Annotated in this window: 27 protein-coding genes and 1 tRNA gene; 19 read left to right on the forward strand and 9 right to left on the reverse strand. The window is 60.0% G+C overall.

Translation table 11 applies throughout. From position 1 onward, the window contains the following. Positions 1-34 precede the first annotated feature (34 nt). Complete coding sequence (locus V6607_RS07295) at positions 35-1468, reverse strand: M48 family metalloprotease (protein ID WP_087692605.1); 1434 nt, start codon at positions 1466-1468, stop codon at positions 35-37. Positions 1469-1563: 95 nt separating this feature from the next. Here V6607_RS07295 and V6607_RS07300 point away from each other — a divergent pair, with 95 nt between their 5' ends. Further along, on the forward strand, positions 1564-1803 hold the full coding sequence (locus V6607_RS07300; RefSeq protein ID WP_003211989.1) for a sulfurtransferase TusA family protein: 240 nt from the start codon (positions 1564-1566) through the stop codon (positions 1801-1803). 40 nt (positions 1804-1843) lie between these two features. Beyond that, entirely contained in the window at positions 1844-2914 is a 1071-nt protein-coding gene (locus V6607_RS07305) for an AI-2E family transporter (protein WP_003211986.1), read from the forward strand. Between the two features lie 132 nt (positions 2915-3046). On the opposite strand, the gene V6607_RS07310 is transcribed toward V6607_RS07305, so the two are convergent. Both V6607_RS07310 and V6607_RS07315 read right to left on the reverse strand, forming a co-directional pair. After that, on the reverse strand, positions 3047-3520 hold the full coding sequence (locus V6607_RS07310; protein ID WP_003211984.1) for a peroxiredoxin: 474 nt from the start codon (positions 3518-3520) through the stop codon (positions 3047-3049). 10 nt (positions 3521-3530) lie between these two features. Further along, a complete protein-coding gene (locus V6607_RS07315; RefSeq protein ID WP_003172487.1) occupies positions 3531-4091 on the reverse strand; it encodes a glycine cleavage system protein R in 561 nt (186 codons plus the stop codon). Positions 4092-4352: 261 nt separating this feature from the next. Here V6607_RS07315 and dapA point away from each other — a divergent pair, with 261 nt between their 5' ends. The 11 genes from dapA to V6607_RS07370 all read left to right on the forward strand — a co-directional run bounded on the left by dapA (position 4353) and on the right by V6607_RS07370 (position 11532). Continuing rightward, positions 4353-5231 carry a 4-hydroxy-tetrahydrodipicolinate synthase gene (gene dapA / locus V6607_RS07320; protein WP_003211981.1) on the forward strand — a complete coding sequence of 293 codons (879 nt, stop codon included), beginning with the start codon at positions 4353-4355 and terminating at the stop codon, positions 5229-5231. 17 nt (positions 5232-5248) lie between these two features. Next, positions 5249-6364 (forward strand): outer membrane protein assembly factor BamC, encoded by a 1116-nt coding sequence (bamC, locus tag V6607_RS07325; RefSeq protein WP_134325890.1) that lies wholly within the window; start codon positions 5249-5251, stop codon positions 6362-6364. A 4-nt stretch (positions 6365-6368) separates the two neighbouring features. Then, positions 6369-7127: an MBL fold metallo-hydrolase gene (locus tag V6607_RS07330; protein WP_003211977.1), complete on the forward strand. Its 759-nt coding sequence runs from the start codon at positions 6369-6371 to the stop codon at positions 7125-7127. A gap of 28 nt (positions 7128-7155) precedes the next feature. Then, entirely contained in the window at positions 7156-7869 is a 714-nt protein-coding gene (purC, locus tag V6607_RS07335) for a phosphoribosylaminoimidazolesuccinocarboxamide synthase (protein WP_003211975.1), read from the forward strand. An 83-nt stretch (positions 7870-7952) separates the two neighbouring features. Then, positions 7953-8042, forward strand: a tRNA-Ser gene (locus V6607_RS07340). Between the two features lie 121 nt (positions 8043-8163). Continuing rightward, entirely contained in the window at positions 8164-8559 is a 396-nt protein-coding gene (locus tag V6607_RS07345; protein ID WP_087692601.1) for a nucleotidyltransferase domain-containing protein, read from the forward strand. Continuing rightward, positions 8549-8983: a DUF86 domain-containing protein gene (locus tag V6607_RS07350; protein WP_008437859.1), complete on the forward strand. Its 435-nt coding sequence runs from the start codon at positions 8549-8551 to the stop codon at positions 8981-8983. The genes V6607_RS07345 and V6607_RS07350 overlap by 11 nt, the downstream gene beginning before the upstream one ends. Before the next feature lie 75 nt (positions 8984-9058). Next, positions 9059-9616 carry a cytochrome b gene (locus V6607_RS07355; protein WP_087692600.1) on the forward strand — a complete coding sequence of 186 codons (558 nt, stop codon included), beginning with the start codon at positions 9059-9061 and terminating at the stop codon, positions 9614-9616. A gap of 43 nt (positions 9617-9659) precedes the next feature. Further along, positions 9660-10211: a tetratricopeptide repeat protein gene (locus tag V6607_RS07360; protein WP_003211945.1), complete on the forward strand. Its 552-nt coding sequence runs from the start codon at positions 9660-9662 to the stop codon at positions 10209-10211. Between the two features lie 59 nt (positions 10212-10270). Further along, on the forward strand, positions 10271-10768 hold the full coding sequence (locus V6607_RS07365; RefSeq protein ID WP_003211943.1) for an RNA polymerase sigma factor: 498 nt from the start codon (positions 10271-10273) through the stop codon (positions 10766-10768). Continuing rightward, positions 10765-11532 carry a transcriptional regulator gene (locus tag V6607_RS07370; protein ID WP_134325891.1) on the forward strand — a complete coding sequence of 256 codons (768 nt, stop codon included), beginning with the start codon at positions 10765-10767 and terminating at the stop codon, positions 11530-11532. The genes V6607_RS07365 and V6607_RS07370 overlap by 4 nt, the downstream gene beginning before the upstream one ends. A 2-nt stretch (positions 11533-11534) precedes the next feature. Here V6607_RS07370 and V6607_RS07375 read toward each other — a convergent pair whose 3' ends face one another. From V6607_RS07375 to V6607_RS07385, 3 genes are all read right to left on the reverse strand, one after another. Further along, positions 11535-12563 (reverse strand): AraC family transcriptional regulator, encoded by a 1029-nt coding sequence (locus V6607_RS07375; RefSeq protein WP_134325892.1) that lies wholly within the window; start codon positions 12561-12563, stop codon positions 11535-11537. A 26-nt stretch (positions 12564-12589) separates the two neighbouring features. Then, a complete protein-coding gene (locus tag V6607_RS07380; protein ID WP_134325893.1) occupies positions 12590-13411 on the reverse strand; it encodes an SDR family NAD(P)-dependent oxidoreductase in 822 nt (273 codons plus the stop codon). Positions 13412-13523: 112 nt separating this feature from the next. Further along, complete coding sequence (locus tag V6607_RS07385; RefSeq protein ID WP_003211934.1) at positions 13524-14465, reverse strand: LysR family transcriptional regulator; 942 nt, start codon at positions 14463-14465, stop codon at positions 13524-13526. 159 nt (positions 14466-14624) lie between these two features. On the opposite strand from V6607_RS07385, the gene V6607_RS07390 reads away from it, so the two are divergent. The 4 genes from V6607_RS07390 (at position 14625) to V6607_RS07405 (ending at position 20186) form a co-directional block, all read left to right on the forward strand. Beyond that, positions 14625-15935: an MFS transporter gene (locus tag V6607_RS07390; RefSeq protein ID WP_003211933.1), complete on the forward strand. Its 1311-nt coding sequence runs from the start codon at positions 14625-14627 to the stop codon at positions 15933-15935. Between the two features lie 22 nt (positions 15936-15957). After that, entirely contained in the window at positions 15958-17187 is a 1230-nt protein-coding gene (locus tag V6607_RS07395) for a Zn-dependent hydrolase (RefSeq protein WP_134325894.1), read from the forward strand. A gap of 168 nt (positions 17188-17355) precedes the next feature. After that, the gene (locus V6607_RS07400) at positions 17356-18381 is read left to right on the forward strand and encodes a histone deacetylase family protein (protein ID WP_102604241.1); all 1026 of its coding nucleotides are present in this window, start codon (positions 17356-17358) and stop codon (positions 18379-18381) included. Between the two features lie 179 nt (positions 18382-18560). Beyond that, on the forward strand, positions 18561-20186 hold the full coding sequence (locus tag V6607_RS07405; RefSeq protein WP_134325895.1) for a methyl-accepting chemotaxis protein: 1626 nt from the start codon (positions 18561-18563) through the stop codon (positions 20184-20186). Here the strand turns inward: V6607_RS07405 and V6607_RS07410 are convergent. Further along, the gene (locus V6607_RS07410) at positions 20155-21006 is read right to left on the reverse strand and encodes a hypothetical protein (RefSeq protein WP_003211926.1); all 852 of its coding nucleotides are present in this window, start codon (positions 21004-21006) and stop codon (positions 20155-20157) included. The genes V6607_RS07405 and V6607_RS07410 overlap by 32 nt on opposite strands. A gap of 192 nt (positions 21007-21198) precedes the next feature. Continuing rightward, positions 21199-22044, reverse strand: a complete 846-nt coding sequence (locus V6607_RS07415; protein WP_003211924.1) for a DUF6216 family protein — start codon at positions 22042-22044, stop codon at positions 21199-21201. Positions 22045-22195: 151 nt separating this feature from the next. On the opposite strand from V6607_RS07415, the gene V6607_RS07420 reads away from it, so the two are divergent. Together V6607_RS07420 and V6607_RS07425 are read left to right on the forward strand one after the other, a co-directional pair. Continuing rightward, complete coding sequence (locus V6607_RS07420) at positions 22196-22441, forward strand: hypothetical protein (protein ID WP_008437880.1); 246 nt, start codon at positions 22196-22198, stop codon at positions 22439-22441. Beyond that, positions 22438-23340 (forward strand): LysR family transcriptional regulator, encoded by a 903-nt coding sequence (locus V6607_RS07425; RefSeq protein ID WP_008437881.1) that lies wholly within the window; start codon positions 22438-22440, stop codon positions 23338-23340. Before V6607_RS07420 ends, V6607_RS07425 begins: the two co-directional genes overlap by 4 nt. On the opposite strand, the gene V6607_RS07430 is transcribed toward V6607_RS07425, so the two are convergent. Continuing rightward, positions 23332-24090, reverse strand: a complete 759-nt coding sequence (locus tag V6607_RS07430) for a substrate-binding domain-containing protein (RefSeq protein ID WP_003211919.1) — start codon at positions 24088-24090, stop codon at positions 23332-23334. The two genes, V6607_RS07425 and V6607_RS07430, sit on opposite strands and share 9 nt — an antisense overlap. Between the last annotated feature and the right edge of the window lie 4 nt (positions 24091-24094).

The raw sequence follows: 24094 nt of genomic DNA on the forward strand, positions 1-24094 counted from the left end.
GTTCGAGAGCGGGGCTTTTTTGTGGCTGAAAGGTTTAGCCCATCATGTCTTTGATCATGCGTTCCTGGTCGATCAGTTCACGCTGGCGTGCGTCGATACGTGACGAAAGCGGGAAGTTGCTGCCGGCGCGACGCTTGGCGAAATCCAATTGCTGGATGGCCTGCTTGAAATCTCCCACCAGCGCGAAGTACTCGGCCCGGGCCTGATGCAGGCCGATGATATTGCCCGACAACCCACGGGTTTCCGCAACCTGGTACCAGACGTCCGGATCGTCCGGGCGAGACTTCAACAATCCTTCCAGGGCTTTTTCCGCGTCAGCGTTGCGGTTCTGCTTGAGCAGCAGATCCACACGAACCTGGTTCAGCGGATAGTTGCCTGGATATTGCGTCAACATTCGGTCCGTACGCTGCTGGGCATCCGGCAGGCGATTGTTGGTCATGTCCAGCTCGATCTGCGCCAGGTTGTAGGTGATGTCGTTGGGCGCCTTGGCCAGCAGCGGCTTGAGGTTTTCCCGGGCCAGGTTGAACTGGGCACCCTTGATCTGAGCGATGGCGAGGCCATAACGCGCGATATCGTTCTTCGGATTTTCATCCAGCTGGGCCTGGAAACGTTTGGCGGCCAGCCCCGGGGTGTCTTCGTAATACAGTTGCACCCGAGCACGGATCAGTTGATAGCGCAGGCTGTCCTCAATGCCACCCAGCTTGGCTTGCTCCGCACGGTTGCGGGTGTCGGCGATCCGCGATTCGGTTACCGGGTGAGTCAGCAGGAATTCAGGCGGCTTGGCATCGAAACGGTACTGGCGCATCAAGCGCTCGAACATGGTTGGCATGGACCGTGGGTCGTAGCCGGCTTTCTCCAGGTTGAGAATGCCGATGCGGTCAGCCTCTTGCTCGTTTTGCCGGGAAAAGCGCCGTTGCTCCTGGATCGCGGCGGCCTGGCTGCCGGCGATCGCGGCAATGCCCGCATCGCCTGCGCCAGCGGCGGCAGCGATGATGCCGCCGAGCAGCGCAGCCATCATCGGGATCTGCATGCGCTGCTGTGCTTCCACGCCTCGTGCGAAGTGACGTTGGGACAAGTGAGCCAATTCGTGGGCCAGTACCGAGGCATATTCGCCTTCGGTCTGGGCGTTGAGGAACAGGCCGCCGTTGACCCCGACGATGCCACCCGGTGCGGCAAAGGCGTTCAACTGCGGGCTGTTGATCAGAATGAATTCCAGGCGCCGGTCATTGACCTGGCTGGTTTCCACCAGCTTATAAACGCTGGATTCGACGTAATCCTTGAGCTGCGGGTCGTTGAGTTGCGAGACCTGGCCACGCAGGTAGGCCAGCCATGCCCGACCCAGATCGTATTCCTGTTTTGGCGAGACAATGGCAGAACTGGCGTCGCCAAGTGACGGCAGGTCGTCGGCGAAGCCTGGAGAGGCAAGCAGGCAAGCCAGCGTCAGCAGGGTAGGGCGCAAAAAAGTCATGCACAAAGCCTTTCGACAAAGAGCTTACTGTAGCCGGACACTGAGCTTCGGACCAGATATTCTAAGCGCCCTCGACGCCCACCCGGAGTTAGACCATGACCGACGCTGTAGCCTTCGATGCCGAACTGGATGCCAGTGGCCTTAACTGCCCGCTGCCCTTGCTCAAGGCCAAGCTGGAGCTCAATCGGCTGGCCAGCGGCGCGGTGCTCAAGGTGATCGCCACGGACGCTGGCTCCCAGCGGGACTTTCGTACGTTTGCCAAGCTGGCCGGCCACACCCTGCTGCATGAAGAAGACGAAGCGGGCGTCTATCGTTACTGGTTGCGCAAGGCCTGAATCGCTTGAATATGCTGTCCTTATAGCCTGAGGTTTATTGATGTTCAAAGTGTTACGTGACTGGATTCAGCGCTACTTCTCCGACGAAGAAGCCGTGGTGCTGGCCGTCCTGCTGTTTCTTGCCTTTACGGCCGTGCTCACTTTGGGCGGCATGCTGGCGCCGGTACTGGCGGGGATGGTGCTGGCATACCTGATGCAAGGCCTGGTCTCCATCCTGGAGCGTCTGCGCTTGCCGGGTGGGGCAGCGGTGGGTCTGGTGTTTGCCTTGTTCATGGGGCTGTTGCTGGTATTTATCGTGATCGTGGTGCCTTTGCTGTGGCACCAGTTGATCACCTTGTTCAACGAGCTACCGGGCATGCTCGCCAAGTGGCAGTCATTGCTGCTGCTGTTGCCTGAGCGCTATCCGCACCTGGTGTCGGACGAGCAGGTCCTGCAGGCCATTGAGGTGGCTCGCGGCGAAATCGGAAAGTTCGGACAGTGGGCGCTGACCTTTTCCCTTTCGAGCTTGCCGCTGCTGGTCAACATCATGATCTACCTGGTACTGGTGCCGATCCTGGTGTTTTTCTTCCTCAAGGACCGCGAGATGATCGGTCGCTGGGTGCGTGGCTATCTGCCCCGTGAGCGTGCGCTGATTACCCGGGTCGCCGAAGAAATGAACCGGCAGATTGCCAACTACATCCGCGGCAAGGTTATCGAGATTTTTATCTGCGGTGGCGTCACTTACATCGGTTTTGTCGCGCTGGGGCTTAACTACGCTGCCCTGTTGGCGCTGCTGGTGGGTGTTTCAGTGGTGGTGCCATATGTTGGCGCGGTGGTGGTGACGGTGCCGGTGATGTTGATCGCGCTGTTCCAGTGGGGCTGGAGTGATCAGTTCATCTACCTGATGGCGGTGTACGGCATCATCCAGGTGCTGGACGGCAACGTGCTGGTGCCGCTGCTGTTCTCCGAGGCGGTGAACCTGCATCCGGTGGCGATCATCTGTGCGGTGTTGTTGTTTGGCGGGTTGTGGGGCTTCTGGGGGGTGTTCTTTGCGATTCCCCTGGCGACGCTGTTCAAGGCGGTGCTGGATGCCTGGCCTCGGCAGGAGCCGGTGGTGGCGCCGTTACTCTGATATTTGTGGTGCCGGTGCAGGCCTCATCGCGGGCAAGCCCGGCTCCCACATTGACTGAGTTGTCCTGTCGAACAATGATCACAGGTGGGAGCTGGCTTGGCTGCGATAGCTATTTCAAAGCCAGCAGGTGAATCAAGCCTGGTTCAGCGCCTGTGCCGCTTCGAGCACTGCATCCACATGGCCTGGCACTTTCACACCGCGCCATTCCTGGCGCAGTACGCCATTCTTGTCGATCAGGAAGGTGCTGCGATCAACACCCAGGTATTCCTTGCCATACAGCTTCTTCAGCTTGATCACATCAAACAGCTGGCAAACCGCTTCGTCCTTGTCGCTGATCAGCTCAAAGGGGAATTCCTGCTTGGCCTTGAAGTTCTCGTGGGACTTCACGCTGTCCCGGGACACGCCAAACACCTCGGTGTTGGCCGCCTTGAACGCAGCATGCTGGTCACGGAAGCCCTGGCCTTCAGTGGTGCAGCCCGGGGTGCTGTCTTTCGGGTAGAAGTAGATCACCACTTGCTTGCCCTTGAGCCCGGCGAGGCTGAAGGTTTGCCCGCTGGTGGCCTGGGCTTCGAAGTCGGCTACCGGTTGGTCGATCACTACAGACATGAAGACTTCCTTACATAGGGTTCTGTGGGCGCCAAGGCTCGATCAGTGCGTCGAGGTTCAGGGCATCGGCGAAATCCAGGAACTGGTCGCGCAGCCAACTGATCTGCACGCCGGCCGGCAAGGTCACGGTAAAGGTGGCGTTGAGCATGGTGCCGCCGGTCTGCGGAGCCTGATAGGTGTCGCAGGTCAGGTTTTCCAGCTCGACGTTGTGGTCGATAAAGAACTGGCACAGCTCGTTGACGATGTCCGAGCGGTAGGCCGAACTGACATAGGCCACGTAGGGCAGGGCCTGCGGACGGTTTTCCAGGGCGGCGCTGCGCACCACGTTGACCGTGAAGTCATGCTTCTTCGCCAAACCCGGTAAACCGGTTTCAAGGCGGGCCAGGGCATCCCAGGTCCCGGAAATCTGCAGGACCAGCGCACTGCACTCGCCATGGCGGGTCAGGCGGGAGGTCACGACGGCGCAGCGGTTTTCATGGCTGGCGCGGCACAGGACGTTAGTCAGCTCCATGGGGTTGGCGCCGAGGGCACTGATGACAAGGAATTGTTCGCGGACTGTGGGGGTGGACATGCAGCCTTCCTAAAGCGATGAGCGGTCGATACGATGCAAGCGGTATCAATCAAAGGATGAAGGGTAGCGAAAACCATCGCCAAGGGCTAGGAGGTGGCGTTTTCATTACGTAATCAGCTTCATCAAACCCCGCTTTGGCAGAATGATGGCGCTGCCGCGAACTAAGTTGATCCAGAACGCATCCTCAGGCGGTACTTCGCTTGTACAAGCATCTTGGCGCCAGTACCATTACCGCTCTCTTTTTCCGGCAGGAGCGGTTGCATGATTGCGGGCAGTATGGTGGCACTGGTCACACCCATGGATGCACAAGGTAATCTCGACTGGGACAGCCTGGGCAAACTGGTGGACTTCCACCTGCAAGAGGGCACCAACGCCATCGTGGCGGTCGGCACCACAGGTGAATCGGCCACACTGGATGTGGAAGAACACATCGAAGTGATCGAGTTCGTGGTCAAGCGCGTTGCAGGGCGCATTGCTGTCATCGCCGGCACGGGCGCCAATTCGACCCGCGAAGCGATCGAATTGACCAGCAACGCCAAGAAAGCCGGCGCCGATGCCTGCCTGCTGGTGACGCCGTACTACAACAAGCCGACCCAGGAAGGCCTGTACCTGCACTTCCGCGCCGTTGCCGAAGCGGTCGATATCCCGCAGATCCTCTACAACGTACCCGGTCGCACCGCCTGCGACATGAAGGCCGAGACCGTGATCCGCCTGTCCACCGTACCGAACATCATCGGTATCAAGGAAGCCACCGGTGACCTGCAGCGCGCCAAGGACATCCTGGCCGGCGTCAGCAGCGACTTCCTGGTGTATTCCGGTGACGACGCCACGGCGGTCGAGCTGATCCTGCTGGGCGGTAAAGGCAACATCTCGGTGACTGCCAACGTCGCACCGCGCGCCATGAGCGAGCTGTGTGCCGCGGCCATTGCCGGTGATGCGGTCAAGGCCCGGGCGATCCACGAACAATTGGCACCGCTCAACAAAACCCTGTTTATCGAATCCAACCCTATCCCCGTGAAATGGGCGCTGCATGAGATGGGCCTGATGCCGGACGGTATCCGTCTGCCGCTCACCTGGCTCAGCGAAGCCTGTCACGAACCGCTGCGACAGGCCCTGCGCCAGTCCGGCGTCCTGGTTTAATTGAGGAAGCACTACGCATGAAGCGATTGGCCGGACTTTCCGCACTTGCCTTGATTATCTCCAGCACCAGTGGCTGCGGTTGGATCTGGGGCCCGGAAGGCTACTTCCGCGACCGCGGTAGCGATTACCTGGAAGCCCAACAAACCGCCCCGATGAAATTGCCGTCGGACGTCAATGTCGCCAAGCGCCTTGACCCGTTGCTGCCGATTCCGCGCAACGTGGCCGACGACACCTTCAAGGGTGAATACGAAGTGCCGCGTCCACAGCCGCTGTCGGCCGTGGCCGATGCCAGCGACTACAGCCTGCAGAAGAGCGGCGACACCCGTTGGGTCATGGCCCAGCGCCCACCTGCCGAAGTCTGGCCGGTGGCGGTCCAGTTCTTCCAGGACAACGGTTTCCGCATTGACGAACAACGCCCGCAGACCGGTGAGTTCACCACCGCGTGGCAGCACACCAGCGAACTGTCGGCATCCATGGCCAAGCGCCTGCAGGCCGGTGGCGTAGCCAATGACAGCGAAGCCCGCATCCGCGTGCGTATCGAGCCAGGCGTGCAACGCAACACCAGTGAAGTCTACGTAGTCAGCGCCGAGCGTCCTGCCGGCAGCACCGCCAACGTCGACTTCACCCCACGTTCGGTCAACACCGGCGTGGACGCTGCCCTGGTCGACGAAATGCTCGCCAGCATGAGCCGTATTTCCGAGAAGGGCGGTTCCGTCTCCCTGCTCGCCGCCGGTAGCTTTGACACACCTAGCCGCGTCAGCCTCAGCGAAGACGGCAGCGGCAACGTGGTGCTCAACCTGGGTGAAGACCTGGACCGCGCCTGGTCGAGTGTCGGCCGCGCGCTGGAGCACGGCGAATGGCGCGTTGAAGACATCAACCGCAGCCTGGGCCTGTACTACATCAACCTGGCCGAAAAAGCCGAGAAGAAAGACGACGAGCCAGGTTTCTTCAGCAAGTTGTTCGGCAGCAAGCCGACCAAGGAAGAGATCGAGACCCGCGCCGAGCGTTACCAGGTTCGTTTGAGCAAGGTAGGCGAAAGCGTGCAAGTCACCGTCGAGAAAAACATCAACACCGTGGCGCCGGCAGAAGTGGCACGCAAAGTGTTGGGCGTGATTCAGGACAACCTGGGCTGATCCGATGCGTTTTGCCGTTCTCGGCAGCGGTAGCCAAGGGAACGGCACGCTTGTAGCCCATGACGACACGTACGTCCTGGTTGATTGTGGTTTCTCCCTGCGGGAAACCGAGCGGCGCCTGCTGCGCCTGGGGGTTCACCCCGCGCAGCTGAGCGCGATTCTGGTGACCCACGAACATGCCGACCACGTGCATGGCGTGGGTTTGCTGTCTCGGCGCTACAATCTTCCGGTGTACCTGAGTCGCGGTACCTTGCGCGGGATGCGCAAACCGATCGAACCTGCAGGTTTGCTGGCCGGTGGTGAGCAATTGCAGATCGGTGCCTTGAGCATCGATGTGATTGAAGTGGCCCACGATGCCCAGGAACCGACGCAATACGTATTCAGTGACGGTGAGCGGCGCTTCGGCCTGCTCACCGACCTGGGTTCGTACTGCGCCAAGGTGCTGGACGGTTATCGCGACCTCGACGCATTGATGATCGAGTCCAACCACTGCCGTGACCTGCTTGCGCGTGGCCACTACCCGGCCTTTCTCAAGCAGCGGGTCGGCGGGCAGTTTGGACATTTGAACAACCACCAGGCGGCGTACCTGGTGTATGAGTTGGGCTGGCAAGACCTGCAACACCTGGTCCTGGCCCACCTGAGCAGCAAGAACAACCTGCCGCAGCTGGCCCGGCAATGTTTTGTCGATACCCTTGGGTGCGACCCGGACTGGCTGCAACTGGCCGATCAAGATTCAGGGCTCGACTGGCGACACATCGCCTAGCCCACCTACTTAGCAAGCGGAGCCCATCATGGAAAAACGTGAAGAACTCTACCGCGGCAAAGCCAAATCGGTTTACAAGACCGACGACGCCAACCGCTTGATCCTGCTGTTTCGTAACGACACCTCGGCGTTCGACGGCAAGCGCATCGAACAGCTCGACCGCAAAGGCATGGTGAACAACAAGTTCAACGCCTTCATCATGCAGAAACTCGAAGCGGCCGGCATTCCGACCCAATTCGACAAACTGCTGGGCGACAACGAATGCCTGGTGAAAAAACTCGACATGATCCCGGTCGAGTGCGTCGTGCGTAACTATGCGGCCGGCAGCCTGGTGAAGCGTTTGGGCGTGGAGGAGGGCCTCAAGCTCAACCCCTACACCTTCGAGCTGTTCCTGAAAGACGACGCCAAGGGTGACCCGTTCATCAACGAATCCCACGTGGTGGCATTTGGTTGGGGCACCGCTGAGCAACTGGCTCGCATGAAGGAGCTGTCGCTGAAGGTCAACGACGTCCTGAGCAAACTGTTCGACGACGCCGGCCTGCTGCTGGTGGACTTCAAACTGGAATTCGGCGTGTTCCACGACGGCTCCATCGTCCTGGGCGACGAATTCAGCCCGGACGGCTGCCGCCTGTGGGACAAAGACACTCGCAAGAAGATGGATAAAGACCGCTTCCGCCAGGGCCTCGGTGATGTCATCGAAGCCTACGAAGAAGTCGCCAATCGTCTCGGCGTACCGCTGTAACCGACGCAAGCATCTGATAGCACGGAAAAAAATCGCTTTGGCGCTTTGCTTCCAGGAAACAGGCTGTTATGATGCGCGCCGTTGGAGAGATGCCAGAGTGGCCGAATGGGACGGATTCGAAATCCGTTGTACCTTCACCGGTACCTAGGGTTCGAATCCCTATCTCTCCGCCATTATTGAAAAATGAAAAACCCCCGATAACTTCAATGTTGTCGGGGGTTTTTTGCTTTCAGTCAGAAACTGCATAATGAATTCTGCTACGGTCTTCGTTAATTGGCGCTTCGGACATCGGTCATGAATTTTAAAAAAGTACTGGCGCATTTGCAGGCTGAAGTTCCCGAGCTATTGGCTGTGTATGTGTTCGGTAGCCAAGTGACGGGTGAGGCAGGTAGTGAGAGTGATCTGGATGTTGCGGTCCTTTCTGCGGGAGTGGTCGAGCCTTTATTGCTATGGCAGCTTTCTGGGGAGTTGGCCGATATCGTTGGAGTTCCCGTCGACTTGCTTGATTTGCGCGCAGCCTCAACGGTAATGCAATACCAAGTATTGACCACTGGGCGTCGGCTCTGGTCCGGGAACGTCCAGGCGGGTCTATTCGAGAGCTACGTCCTGAGCGAAAAAACCGCGCTGGACACGGCAAGGGCTGAGTTGTTGGCGGATATCCAGAAGGAAGGGAAAGTTTATGGTCGATGATGTTCTCATCAATAAAGCAGCCAGCATTGAGCGGTGCGTTGCTCGCGCCCGTCAGGAATACGATAAGGATCCCACCAGCTTCGCCACAGATTTCACGCGCCAGGATGCGGCGATTTTTAATATTCAGCGTGCCTGTGAGGCAGCGCTGGACATGGGCCAACACTTGATTCGTCGTGAGCGCCTGGGTGTTCCACAAGGAGCTCGTGACGTGTTTGAGTTGTTATGTCAGGGCGGTTGGGTCAATCCTGCGTTGCTGACCAACCTGAAGAACATGGTCGGGTTCCGTAACATTGCTGTTCACGAGTACCAGACGCTTCAATTGCCGATTACTGTAGCGATCATTACAAAACACCTGGATGAGTTTCTAGCATTTAGTTCGCATATTTTGACCAAGGATGCGGGGTTGGAAAATAAACAAGTCTAATCTGTAAATTTTCCATCCCTCTGAATAAGTTTTCCTGCTGCGGTGTTCACCACACAGACCACTCAGGAAGCGCCCATGAACAATCCCGCCGACCGCTACGACCGCCTGACCCGCACCTTCCACTGGCTGACCGCCGCCCTGGTGATCTTCATGTTCGCCAGCGCCCACGTCTGGGAAAACCTGGAAAAAGGCACGCCACTGCGCAAGGGCCTGCAATCGGTCCATATCTCCCTGGGCATCGCCATGGCGGTGCTGATCGCTGCACGTATCCTCTGGCGTGTGTTCGGCGGCAATCACCCAAAGGCCGACAATCACCCTGCGCTTAACGTGGCCGCCAAAATCGCCCACGGCTGTCTATACCTGTTGTTACTGACGCAGGTGACCCTGGGCTTCCTGTTCCGCTGGGCTCAGGGCGAGCCCTTCAACTTTTTCGGACTGTTCCCGGTGCCAGCACCTTTTGTGATTGATCACGAATTGCGAGGCACCCTGGGTGGCCTGCACAACAATGTCGCCTGGGCGATCATCGTACTCGCCGGGCTGCATGCCTGCGCCGCGCTGTGGCATCACTACATCCAGCGCGACAGCACGTTGCGCCGCATGCTGCCGGCCCCTCGTGGCGATCTTCCCTACTGAGTTTGCTGCTGTACTTTCCCTATCGTTACGGAGCATGAATGCCATGAAGAATCGTCCCGAGCACGCCGTTGGTTACCGCACCGCTTTGTTCTTTGGCGCCTGTATGGCCGCCGCGCTATTGGCCGGCCAGGCCCATGCCTCCGGTGACGAATCGGCGCCGCCCAAGCCCAACTGCCCCAAAGGCCAGGTCTGGGATACCAAGACTGGCAAGTGCGTGCTGCAAACCAGCAAGGCCACGTCGGACGCCGACCGCACCGACTACGCCTACCGCCTGGCCAAGGACGGGCGTTACGAAGAAGCCCTGTCACTGCTCGACACCCTGCACAACCCGAACACCGCCAAGGCCCTGAACTACCGCGGCTACGCCACCCGCAAACTGGGGCGCACCGATGAAGGCATCAGCTACTACCTGAAGTCCGTGGCACTGGACCCCAACTACGCACAAGTCCGTGAGTACCTGGGGGAGGCCTACGTCATCAAGGGCCGTGTGGACCTGGCCCAGGAGCAACTGGTGAAGATCAAGGCGTTGTGCAGCACCACCTGCGAAGAGTACGAAGACCTGGCTGAAGCCATCGCCGCCGCGCCTCAGGCTTGAAGCTGTGAGCGAACAGCGGGGAGAGCGCCATCACCACAGACGCTGAGTTGCGCCGAGAGTTGAGCCAGCTGTTGCCACGTTTATGGCGATACGGGCTGGTGCTGTCGCGACAAAAGCATGTGGCTGATGACCTGGTGCAAGCCACCTGCGTGCGGGCGTTGGAGCGTGCAGGCCAGTTCGTGGCTGGCACGCGGCTGGACCGCTGGTTGCTGACGATCATGCATTCGATCTGGCTTAACGAATTGCGCGCCCAGCGAGTACGGCAAGGGCAGGGGTTTGTCGACGCCGAGCAGGCGTTGTCGTTCGACGGTGAAGCCCTGGCTCAGGACCAGGTCCTGGCCGCACAGGTGATCAAGCGCGTCAATGCATTGCCCGAAGCGCAGCGGGAGACTGTTTTTCTGGCCTACGTCGAAGGCCTCTCATACAAGGAAATTGCCGAAGTCCTGCATATTCCCGTAGGAACGGTGATGAGCCGGTTGGCCGCTGCGCGCATGAAGCTGGCTGAAACTGCGCACTCAAGCGGCTTGTTGGATAAATCGAGCGGAGAACGACGATGACTCAAAATACACCACCGTCGGATGAACTGCTGGTGGCTTACCTGGACGGTGAGTTAGACCCTCAGCAGCGTCAGGTTATCGATAACCTGCTGGGGATCGATCCTGCCGTGACCGCCCGCTTGGAGCTGCTCAAGCGCGGCCACTTGCCGTTCAAATCAGCCTTCGATTCGGTTCTCGATCAAGCCCCTACAGAGCGTTTGCAGGTGATGCTCGATGCCTTGCCGCCGACACAAACACCCACCCTGAGTCGACGCAAATTTCTCGCGGTAGCAGCAAGCTTTGCGGTGGCCGGTGTGGTCGCTGATCGCTTGTTCATGACCTGGCCCCGGCCTGAGCCCGGTTCGGGCTGGCGTGCCTCGGTTGCCGAATACATGGCGCTGTATACGCCCCAGACCCTGGAAAACCTCAGCGCCGATCCCGACGCCCATATCGCCCAGCTGAGTTCGGTCGGGACCCAGCTCGGCCTGCCGTTGAACCCGGATGCAGTACACCTGCCTGGCGCCGAATTTCGCCGCGCACAAATCCTCGATTATGACGGCGTACTGATCGGCCAACTGACCTACCTCGACGCGCGCCACGGCCCGCTGGCGCTGTGCATTACGGCGGCGAAAAAAGGTGCGGTGGCCATGGCCACCGAACAGCGCCGGGGCATGAACGTGGTGTTTTGGTCCAGCCCGTCCCATGCGTTCATGTTGATTGGCAGAAACCCGTTCGAGGATTTGCAGATCATGGCGCGCAGTGCCGAGAAGGCTTTGTCGGCATAGCTTCAATGAGACGATGAGGGCGTCTGCAACGCCCGCCACCGAGCCGGCGTCGTCCCCTCCCAGGAACGAAACGCACGATAAAACGAGTTGGTATCTTCATAGCCCACCAGGCACGCGATCTCGTCTATCTCAATCGACGGCTCGGTGAGCAGATGCCGCACCACTTCCTGGCGGGTTTCCAGCATCAGTTGCCTGAAACTGGTGCCTGCCTCGGTAATGCGCCGTTGCAACGTGCGTTCGCTCATGCCCAGCTCCCGCGCTACCTCGACCATCTCGGGGCGGCCACTGGCCAGGAAGCGCTTGAGGGTGATCTTGACCTGATGGCTGATGCTGGCCGGTGTCGAGGCCTCGGCAAGCGCTGCCACCAGGCCCGGGTTCAGCATTTCGAGCATTTGCGGGTTGTACCCCGGAAAAGGTCGGTCCAGATCGGCTGCGTCCAGTATCAGCGCGTTGCGCCCGGCACCAAAATGCACGGGGCAGCCGAAAAACTCGGCCAGTGCACGGCTGCCATCGTCCGGGCGAACCAGTTCGACCTGCAGGGGAGTGATCTGCGTCCGTGCTCCCCGTCGCCCCAATTCAACAAACGTCGCAAACGCCGCATCCACCAGCAGCGCAGGCGGTAATTCTGGCGTGTGCAACCAGTCGATGGTCACCGTACAGGCACGGCCATCCTCGCAAACCAGCAGGCGCTCGGGTGTGCACAATTGCTTGAAGCGGGCGAGGCGGTGCAGGCCATCGCGATAATCCCGGGCGATAAAAGCGGCAAAGCTGGAGGGTGGAAGCGCGGTGATATCCAGCCGCGTCACCAGTAATATCCCGACAGCCGGATCAGGATTAAGTATGCGCACCGCCTCCCACAAGCGAAAGAACTCCAGCGTCGTCACCTGCCGCCGGTCTCGCCGCTCGCGGATATGCAGGGTCATGGGCAAGCGTGCCTGACGCAACACCACCGACGGCTCCAGCCCGACGCTCTGCAGCGCCAGCCAGAACACATCCGGTATGTTGAAACGGGGTTGGGTCACGTCAGGCATGCGGCACCTTTTTCAAAAGCGTGAGATTAATCCGAGGCTGACACGCTGAGGTCATGCCACTTCTTATCCGACTCGGCCAAGTCTGCCGCTGCCCGGGCGGCGTATTGCACGGCATCGCTGCCGATCAGCAAGCGTAGCGGGGCGTCTTTGTTCAGTGCCAGCTCCAGCACGATTTCGGCAACCCGGTCCGGACCCGTCGGCAGGATGCCGGGGGAGTTGAGCAATTCAACCAGGGCGCCGACCGTTTGTTGGTAGGGCTCACTGATGGCCGGAATCGTCATGGAACTGCCCGACCAGTCCGTGCGCATGCCGCCCGGCTCCAGCACGGTCACCTGGATGCCCAGTGGTGTGACTTCCTGTGCCAGTACTGTGGAAAATCCACCGACTGCCCATTTCGCACTCTGATACGCGGCCAGGCCGGCCATGCCGATGCGGCCACCCAACGACGATACCTGGAAGATATGCCCACGGCCCTGGGCGCGCAGCACCGGCACCACCGCCTTGCTCACGTGCACCACACCATAGAAGTTGGTGTTGATCTGCGCGGAAAAATCCTCCAGCGTCACATCTTCCACCGACGCCAGGTCACCGTAGCCGGCGTTATTGACCACCACATCCAGGCGACCAAAATGTTTCACCGCGGCATCCACCGCTTCCAGCACCTGCTGGTTATTGGTCACGTCCAGCGTGACCGGATAAATCGCCTCGCCGTATTCGGCCACCAAGTCATCCAACTGCTTGGGATTGCGCGCGGTGGCAACCACACGATCACCGGCGCGCAGGGCGGCTACGGTAATCGAGCGGCCGAGGCCGCGGGAACTGCCGGTGATAAACCATATCCTGGACATTCGAACACCTCTTCGTTTGAGACTGCGGGAGTAACTTGTGAACGAATGATGGTCGACGGGCCTCTCTCATACACTAGCAAGAGGCCGCCAAGTGACTTGCATATCACGCCATTTATTCTGCGGCCAACCGTGCCGACAGGCTTTCGATAAACACCGTCTCCGCCCGGCTCATCTTCTGCTCACGGTTCCACAGCAGGTGGATATCCACGTCGGTAATCCCTTCGTCTGGCGGCAAGCGCCAGAGCAACCCATGCTTCACATCCTCGGCCACCACATGAATCGGCAGGCAGCCCAGGCCAAACCCGGCAATCACCAGGCGCCGCACTTCCTCCAGGCTGGAGGACGACGCCACGATGCGCCCGCTGAAGCCCTGCTGGTCGCGAAAGATCGTCAACGGCGAGAGCATCCCGCCGATCTGGTCGCTGGTAAAACTCACGAAGTTCTCCGACTGCAAATCTCCCTCCGCCAGCCCGGTGCGTCCGAACAACGGGTGATGCCGCCCGCAAAAAAATGCATAACGCTGACGCAGGAACAGGTGCTGCTCCAGCCGTGGTTGCGGCCGGCGATTGAGGCTCAGGCCCAGCGTCGCGGTTTTCTCCAGCAGGGCGGCGACGATGTCAGAGCTGCGCATCACCTCAACGTCCAGGTCGACCCGGGGATGCTGGCGATGGAAGTCCGCCAGGAAGTCATCAAAGGTGTCCGAACTGATCCGGCTGATCATCAGCAACCGCACTTTGCCAAGCACCTCGTCGCCAGGCTTTTGCAGGGCGTTGCTCATCTGCGAGACCTGGCCATACATCTCGCCGGCGATCGCGAAAATCTGCTCGCCGGCTTCGGTCAGCACGAAGCGCGGGCCGCGCCGGGCGATCAACTGGCAGTCGAGCTGTTCTTCCAGGCGCTTGAGCGCCTGGCTGATGGCCGGCTGGGTGAGGTGCAGGCGGGCGGCGGCGCGACTGATGCTCAACTCCTGGCCGATCACCCTGAAGGTGCGCAACAGGTTCCAGTCCAGGCGGTCATTGAGCAGCGGATGAACATCGCGGCGGTTTTCAGGCATGTCGACAGCTCGATAATAAGCAGGATTTATAATCGGAATAATAAATAGAAAATTGACTAATCATAGGGCCGAGACGAAAAATCACCCTCAACCAGCGCCATCAGAGCGCGTGCGCCAGACCTTTCTCCTGCCAAAAAAATAACCAAAGGAGCCAGCCCCATGAAGCCTTCCGCTTCGCCGCAGCCGCGCCGTGCCGCGGCCGCCGCTTTCATCGGCACCATGATCGAGTGGTACGACTTTTACATCTACGCCACCGCCGCCGCGCTGGTGTTCGGTCAATTGTTCTTCCCTTCCGACGACAAACTGTTCAGCACCATGGCCGCGTTCGGCACCTTTGCCGTGGGCTTTTTCGCCCGGCCATTGGGCGGGATAGTGTTTGGGCATATCGGTGACCGTATCGGTCGCAAGAAATCCCTGGTGATCACCTTGGTGATGATGGGCGTGGTCACCGTATGTATCGGCCTGTTGCCGACCTACGCGCAGATCGGCGTCGCGGCGCCGGTGTTGCTGGTGCTGCTGCGTATCGTGCAGGGCATCGCCGTTGGCGGCGAGTGGGGCGGGGCGGTGCTGATGGCCGGCGAACATGCACCCAAAGGCCGTCGCAATTTCTTTGCCTCCTTTGCACAGTTGGGCAGCCCGGCGGGTTTGATCCTGTCGTTGCTGGCCTTCAGTGCGGTAACCCGTTTGCCGGAGGCCGACCTGCTCAGTTGGGGCTGGCGCGTGCCGTTCCTGGCCAGTGCCTTGTTGTTGATCGTCGGTCTGGCAATCCGCCTGGGCGTCAACGAATCGCCTGAGTTCCTGGAAGACAAAGCCAAGGCAGAAAAGGCCCGGGCCATCACCCAGGATCAGGCCCCGGTGATCGAAGTGCTGAAAACGGCCTGGCGCCCGCTGCTGCTGTGCATCGGTGCCAACACCCTGGGGATTGCCGGGGTGTATTTCACCAACACCTTCATGATTGCCTACACCACCCAGCAACTTAACCTGCCGCGCTCGTTGATTCTGGAATGCCTGTTTGTCGTGGCCATCATCCAGTTCTGTGTCCAGCCGCTGGCGGCCTGGGTGGCGGAGAAGGTCGGTGCCACACGCTTTCTGTGTGCGATGAGCGTGCTTGCGATGGCCTCGCCTTATCCGATGTTCGTGCTTGTCAGCAGCGGCCAGGCGCCATTGATCATCCTCGGCATCGCCCTGGCCGTGGTGTGCATGGCCTCGTTTTATGCGGTGATTGCAGGCTTCGTCAGCGGCTTGTTCGAAACCCGCGTGCGCTACACCGCCATCTCCCTGGCCTATCAAGTGTGCGGCGCGCTGGCCGGTGGCCTCACGCCGTTGATCGGCACCTGGCTGGCCCATGAATACCAGGGCCAGTGGTGGCCGATGGCTGTGTTCTACAGCGCGATCGCGGCGGTTTCGCTGCTGTGCGTACTTGCGTTGTCCCGGCGTCACGCCACCGCCCACCGTCTTGAAATGGCTTGAAGCGTTTGATTGGAGAATGTGTATGTTGAAGATTGATGGCGAGCGCCTGTGGGCCAGCCTGATGGCCATGGCCGAGATCGGCGCCACGGCCCGCGGTGGCAGTTGCCGCCTGGCGTTGAGCGCCGAAGACCAGGCCGGCCGCGCACTGTTCAGCCGCTGGTGTGAGGATGCCGGGCTGACCCTGAGCGTCGATGCCATCGGCAACCTGTTCGCCCGCCGGGCTGGCACCGACCCTGAAGCTGCGCCGGTGATGATGGGCAGCCACCTCGACACCCAGCCGGAAGGCGGGCGTTTTGATGGCGTCTATGGTGTGCTGGCCGGACTGGAAGTGATCCGCAGCCTCGACGACCACGGCATCAAGACCCGCAAACCGCTGGAAATCGCGGTGTGGACCAACGAGGAGGGCGCCCGGTTTACCCCGGCCATGCTCGGCTCGGCCGTGTTCACCGGCACCTTGGCGTTGGATAACGCGCTGGCCACCCGGGATGTCGCCGGTGTCAGCGTGGCGGATGCGTTGCGCAGCACCGGCTACAACGGCGAGCGCCCCTTGGGTGGCGCGGTGGATGCGTATTTTGAAGCGCACATCGAGCAAGGTCCTATTCTGGAAGACAACGCCAAGAGCATTGGCGTGGTCACCGGTGGGCAGGCGATTCGCTGGCTCGACGTGCGCGTGGAAGGCATGGCCGCCCATGCCGGGACCACGCCGATGCCACTGCGCAAGGACGCCTTGTACGGCGCCGCGCAGATGATCCAGTCGCTGGAAAACCTGGCGGCTGATTTTGCGCCTGAGGGCCTCACGACCGTGGGTGAATTGAGCATCGCCAAGTCGTCGCGCAACACCATTCCCGGCCTGCTGAATTTTACCGTCGACCTGCGCCATCACCGCGACGCCGACATAGAAGCCATGGAGCAACAGGTGCGCACCCGCTTGCAGAATATCGCTGCCCAACGTGGTCTGAGCGTCACCGTCAGCCCGCACTGGATCAGCCCGGCGACACCGTTTGATGCCGAGTGTGTCGCCTGTGTGCAGTCCGCCGTGGATGCGTTGGGCTATGCCCAGCAATCGATTGTCAGCGGTGCTGGCCATGACGCCATCCACCTGGCGCGGTTCTGCCCCACGGCGATGGTGTTCATTCCGTGCGTGGGAGGCTTGAGTCATAACGAAGCCGAAGATGTGCTGCCCGAGGACGTTCGCCAGGGTACCGATGTATTGCTCAATGCCGTGTTGAAACGTGCCGGCCAGGCTAATTAATGAAACATTTCTGCAAGGTTGAACACGATCAAAATGTAGGAGCTGGCTTGCCTGCGATAGCGGTGGTTCAGGCAACAAATTTGTATCTGAGCCACCGCAATCGCAGGCAAGCCAGCTCCTACAGGTCCGGTGTTCAACCGCAGATGTGTGCCCATCAGGAGAAATCCCATGCGTACTTATTTCCACCCCGAACAACTCCTGCACCATCCTCGCAGCTACTACTCCCGTGGCCAGATGCGTACCCCGCAGGAAGTCCCGGAGCGCGCCCGCAATCTGCTGCTGGCCGCGCAAAACCTGGGCTTCGACATCCAGCAACCCCACGACCACGGCCTTGATCCACTGCTGGCTGTGCACGGTGCGGCCTACCTGGCCTTCCTCCAGGAAGCCCACCAGCGCTGGAAAGAAATCCCCGAAGACTGGGGCGACGAAGTCATGTCCAACATCTTCGTGCGCGAGCCCAACGCCCTGCGCGGCATCCTTGCCCAGGCGGCGCGCTACCTCGCCGACGGCAGTTGCCCGATTGGCGAACTCACCTGGCGCTCGGCCTATTGGTCCGCCCAAAGCGCCGTCGCTGCCGCCCGGGACATCCTCGACGGCGCACCCGCGGCCTACGCGCTATGCCGCCCGCCAGGCCACCACGCGCGTTTTGATGCAGCCGGTGGGTTCTGCTATATCAACAACGCGGCGGTTGCGGCGCAGGCGTTGCGCGCTGGCTTCGAGCGCGTCGCCGTACTCGACACCGACATGCACCACGGGCAAGGCATCCAGGAGATTTTCTACGAGCGTGATGACGTGCTGTACGTGTCGATTCACGGCGACCCGACCAACTTCTATCCGGGTGTTGCAGGCTTTGCCGAAGAGCGCGGCGCTGCTGCGGGTGAAGGCTTCAACCTCAACCTGCCGATGGCGCATGGCGCGAGTGAGGCGGTGTTTTTCCAAAAGCTGGAACAGGCATTGAAGGCAGTGAAGGACTTCTCGGCGGACGTGCTGGTGTTGTCGCTGGGGTTCGATATCTACGAGCTGGATCCGCAAAGCAAAGTGGCGGTGACACGGGAAGGATTTGCGCGGCTGGGGGAGTGCATTCGTGGATTGGGGTTGCCGTGTGTGATCGTGCAGGAGGGCGGGTATCACCTGGAAACGCTGGACAGTAATGCTCAGGCGTTTTTTGCAAGTGCGCAGGCGTGGTCAATGTAACCCGCTGAATAAAGCGCCCCGGACTGCCTTGGAAATACATTCAAGGCGCGTCCGCCCCGTGGGCCTTTTACGTCGATAATTTATATCTCTTAACTTCTGGTCGACACCCCTAAAGTCCCGCCCTGACTGGCCGAAACTCTGTCATACGATGTCGTATGCCCATAATGAGAACAATCGCCATGTCGCTCCGCAGCCTGTCCATCGCCCGCCGTGCGGGTCTCGGTTTTGCCTTGATTGCCTTGCTCGTGGCGCTGTTGGGGTTCTTTGCGCTCTCGAACATGGCAAGCATCCGCGAAAGCGCCGTGCAGGTTGAACGTGGCCTGGTGCCGAAAATGCGCCTGGTCTCGGATATCCGCGAAATCATGCTGCGCATCCGCACTATTTCCCTGCGCATGGCCCTTGATCCCAATCCCGCGAGCCTCTCGCAATACCGTAGCCAGATGGACACCCGCAGCCAGGATCTGACGAAGAAACTGGCCGACCTGAATGCGGTGATTGATACCCCCGAGGTACGCAATCTTTATGATCAGTTCCAGGTCTCCCTGCGTCAGTATCAGCAAGGTCTCACTCAGTCATTCATCCTCGCCGACAAGCAGCAGACCGCCGAGCTGAACAAGTTGCTGCTGGTGGACATGAAGACCGTGGTCGACGGTTCCGGCAATCAGCTCAATGCCCTGGCCGACTATTACAACGCCCAGATAAACCTGCAGGGCCAGACGGCCGAGTTGCAGTACAGCCGCTCGCGCACGATGGTCTTCGGCTTCGTGCTGCTGGCGGCGTTGAGCACCGTGGCCCTGGCCTGGTTGCTGACGCGCAGCATTGTCGGCCCGCTCAGCCACGCGGTGCGCGCCGCAGAAAACGTCGCCCAAGGCGACCTGACGCAAACCGTTGAAGTGACCGGCGATGACGAAGTGACGCGCCTGCTGGTGGCGTTGCAGACCATGCAAGGCAGCCTGCGCAGTACCTTGCAGCTGATTCGCCAGTCGGCCGGGCAGATGGCCGCATCGGCCACCGACCTCAACGGCATCACCGACCAGAGCAGCCGCAGCCTGCAAAAGCAGACCGCTGAAATCGAGCAAGCCGCCACCGCGGTCAACGAGATGACTTCGGCCGCCGATGAGGTGGCACGTAATGCAGTCTCCACTTCCGAATCCACCCGGCTCTCCAATGAAACGGCCCGCGATGGCCAGCAGCGCGTCGGCGAGACGGTCAGCGCGATTCAGGCGTTGAGTACCAACATCGGTGAAACCTCGAGCCTGGTGCAAAACCTCGCCGATCAATCGCGGGACATCGGCAAGGTGCTCGATGTGATTCGCTCCATCGCCGAGCAGACCAACCTGTTGGCCCTGAACGCCGCCATCGAGGCGGCGCGTGCCGGTGAGTCCGGGCGTGGCTTTGCCGTGGTGGCCGACGAAGTGCGTGCGCTGGCCCATCGCACCCAGCAATCGACCCTGGAAATCGACCAGATGGTCACCGCGATGCGCAGTGGCTCCAGCGAGGCACTGACCTCAATGCAATCGAGCACCCAGCGGGCCAGCGAAACCTTGATCCTGGCCGAAGGCGCCGGTGGAGCCTTGAGCCAGATCACCGACTCCATCGACCAGATTCACCAGCGCAACCTGGTCATCGCCAGCGCCGCCGAGGAGCAGGCGCAAGTGGCCAAGGAAGTGGATCGCAACATCGTCAACATTCGTGACCTGTCCGCGCAATCATCTTCGGGAGCAGGGCAGATCAACGGGTCGAGCCAAGAGCTGGCGCGCTTGGCCGTGTCGCTCAATGAGGCGGTGGCGCGGTTTCAGCTGTAACCGGGTCTAGTCGTGCCACGGATGGCACCAGCTCCAGGATCCGGTCACGACCCCCTTCGGCCACCAGGTACGTTCCCTTCGTCGTACGCACAATCGACTGTGGCGCCTTCAGGAAAGACAGAATCGTCTGCTGGCGTCCTTGCTTGTCGATCAACAACAAACGCGCGCGGTGGGTGGAATCCTCGTTGATCCATAACCCGCGTTCATCGCACATCAGGAAGGTGGGTTTGTTCAATTGGCTCAGTACCACTGGATCGCTACCGTCCTCGGTTAATTCGCGGACCACACCCTTCTTCTTTTCCGTGTAGAGCATGCGCCCATCGGTACAGCGAACGATCGACTCGCCTTCGCTGAGTTGGTCACGCACGACGCTCAAGGTCTTGTCGCTCCAGCGATAGCGCAGTATGCGGGCAGCTACCTTGCGGTCTTCGATGGCGTAAAGGAACTCGCCGTCGTCCCACAGCCCTTGCACGCTGTCGCCCTTGAACAGCTCGGTAACGACGCCGTCCTTGAGGAAACTGACCGGCGCGCCGTCCACTTCCTGGCTGAATACCCAACCGCCTTGAGTGGCGACCATCCCATCCGGTTTGGATAAATTTCCTACCACCTGTTCGCGTTTTCCGTCGGGCAAGATGCGCACGATACTGCCAAGGCTGTTGCTCAATTCCTGGCTGACCATCAGCGAACCGTCAAGCATTGGCATCAGCGACGCAGCCTTTTCCACATTGCGGTGGATCACTTGCACACTCCAGTTATTGGCAGCGCTGACCGGATAGAAACTTTGCCAGGCGAAGAAGCCCAGGGTGGCAAGGCAGAGCAACCCCAGTAGCCACAGACCCAGAAGAAGCGCGCGATAGAGAGGCGCTGGGTTGGAAGTCCTTTTTATTGTGTTATCCATTGAGTGCGCTGCCGGTAGGTAGTCGTGAATAGAAAAGATCTGAATATAAATTAATTGTCGTGGTCACCTGCAAGAGGGCTGCATATCGTGCCCCACCTGAAACGTCTCTGGGAATCACCTGATCCCTCTGGCAAGCCACTGGCGGTATAGCTTACGGGCGACTTCCATTCGCGCGATAAGGATAACCAGCCAGATCATCCCGCCCATCGAGAGCAAGGCGAACCACAGCAGGAGCCCGCGCTGTTCGCTCAAACCGTCGCGCACGTATTTACTGTAGTTTTTATCGATAAAAAATGAGCAGATGACGTCGAGCTTTTCTTCTGGCAGACCGGGAAGGATGAAGGCTTGCAGAGACCCTGATGACCGACATTGCTCAACAGTGAGCCTTGCGTCGGACCATATCCCGAACTTCACGTTTTCTTCGGAGAGGTAGAATGATGGCGACTCCGGAGAGTTTTTCAGTGACACCATCAAATACCCGGATTCAATCAAAGGTGGAGTGATCGCTACGCCTGCCAGCAGCACGATGGCCAACAAGAAACAGCAATTGGTCCTCCACTGCGCGAACCTTCTGGTGATGAAGCTCAAGGCAGTGAAGTCGCTCCAGTCAATGTAGCGCTTCACTCGACCGAAATCGCGTGGGGTGAATCCATTGTTGTACATCCACTCTTCAGCCGAGTCTGCATCCTGCAAGGTGTTTGCAGGAATGTTGAACTCATAGCGGTAGTACTCCAGCTCACGGAGGTCCTTGCGCATGCGTTCGAAACGTTCGGTTTCGAAGTGCGGCTGCCCACCAAAAAAACGCCAAATCCAGTCGCGCAGAAACAACAGAGAGCCGGAGCGTCGGTAGATGAAACAAAGCAGCCACACAACGGCGAGTAGAGTAACGATGCCGCTGAATGCAGGGAAATTTTCAACATACCAAGTCAGCGGTGTGCTTTTGGAGATTGGGGCGGTCATGGCTTAATCCTTAGTCATAACGAGTCGAACGCGCGATTCTAGGCAAACTGGGCAGAGGTGTCTTTGCTTCAGGAAAAACAGGAAGAAGCTGACTTGCACGTAGGAAGCCGGACAGCATCAAGAGGTCATTGAACTGAAACGCTTATACGGTGTGCAGATTCACGTAGACCTGCTGATCAAGGGTTTTGACGGTGCCAGCGAGCGTGTGAAGCTTGATGCCAGTTTTGCGACAATTGACGCCCTAATACCCGAGACCTATGATCAAGCCCAGCTCACTGAGCTGTTAGCAGAGGCAGGATTTTTGTATACGGCAGATACCGGAAAAACCCAGCCTGTTGCTGGGTTTTTTGCATCTGAGCGTTTTTCTCCCGCGACTACCCAACGGCCCACTCGATGATCATCAACTTCGACCTCAACGACCTCCAGGCCTTCCGCGCCGTCGTAGACAAGGGCAGTTTCCGTGCGGCGGCCGAAGCCATCCGTATCTCCCAGCCGGCCCTCAGCCGGCGTATCGAGAAGCTCGAATCCGCCCTCGACGTCAAACTCTTCGAACGCACCACGCGCCGGGTCAGCCTGACCATGGTCGGCCGCGCGTTCCTGCCGCAAGTCGAGCGCATGCTCGATGACCTGGACATCGCCCTGATGGGCATCAGCAACGTCGCCTCGACCCGCATGGGCAATGTCACCATCGCCTGTGTGCCGTCCACCGCGTACTACTTCATGCCCCACGTGATCTCCGAATTCCACAAGCTCTATCCGAAGATTCGCCTGCGGGTCCTGGACGCGAGTGCGGGCGAGGTGTGTGCGGCGGTGGAAAGTGGCGAGGCGGATTTCGGCGTGAGTTTCAGCGGCAGCCTGGCAGACGGGGTGGAGTTCGAGCTGCTGTTGCAGGAGCGTTATGTACTGGCCTGTCGCCGGGAGCATCCGCTGGCGGACCGCGCCAGTGTGACGTGGGCCGAGGCGTACGAGCACGACTACATCACCGTGGACAAGACCTCAGGCAACCGCTTCCTGCTGGACCAGGCCCTGCGCGGCGTGCGGGTGAAGAAACCAAGCATCTGCGAAACCCATCACGTGACGACCATGATCGGGCTGGTGGAGGCGGGGCTTGGGGTGGCGATGGTGCCGTCGATTGCGATGCCGGGCGGCGAACATCCGATTCTGACGAGCGTGCCGCTGGTGGAGCCGGAGGTGGTGCGCAACGTGGGATTGATCAAGCGCCGCGGGCGTACGTTGACGCCGGCGGCACTGGAACTGGAGCGGTTGACGCGGGAGATGCCGTTCCGGTCAGTGTGAGACCGAATCCAGGCCGGTGGATTGCACCACGGGTTGCGCCTGGGGCGAGGCGAGGAATTGCAGAAGCTTTTTCGCCTGCGCCGGGTGCTGCGCATTTACCGGAATGCCGGCGGCAAAACGGGTGACGGACTGCACGTCTTCGGGGATCTTTCCGACGTAGGTCACGCCTGGAATCGGCAGCAGTTCGGACACCTGTTGCAAGCCCACTTCGTAATCACCCTTGGCCACCTGTGAGGCCACCGGGATGCGTTCGATCATGGTGCCCTTGGACGGCATGCCGAGCTTCTTGAACAGTTCCTTTTCGACGTAGACGCCGCTGGCGCTGTCCGAGTACGCGACGGATTTGGCGTTGGTCAGTACCGTCTTCAGTTCGGCATCGGTGGCAATCGAGGGCTTGGCCGCGCCTTCCCTGACCACCAGGCCGATGCGCGAGTCCGCCAGTTCAACCCGGGACGCCTTGTCGACCTTGCCTTGCTTGATCAGCTCATCCAATGCGTAGCCGACCATGATCACCACGTCGGCGTGTTCGCCACGGGCCAGGCGGTTGGGAATCGCTTCCGGCGCCTTGCCCATCGACGGGCCGAGGATGGTGTCGAGGGTGTCGCCGCTCTGGGTGGCGTATTGCGCACCCAGCACCTTGTAGGCAGCGGTGAAGCCGCCGGAGGTCATGACTTTCAGCTCTTCGGCGTGGGCGACCATCGCCAGGGAACCGATCGCCAGTGCCGCCAGTGTTTTCAGCATGGGGTTCATCAGT

This window comes from Pseudomonas sp. KK18 (assembly GCF_037094675.1).
Classification (GTDB): domain Bacteria; phylum Pseudomonadota; class Gammaproteobacteria; order Pseudomonadales; family Pseudomonadaceae; genus Aquipseudomonas.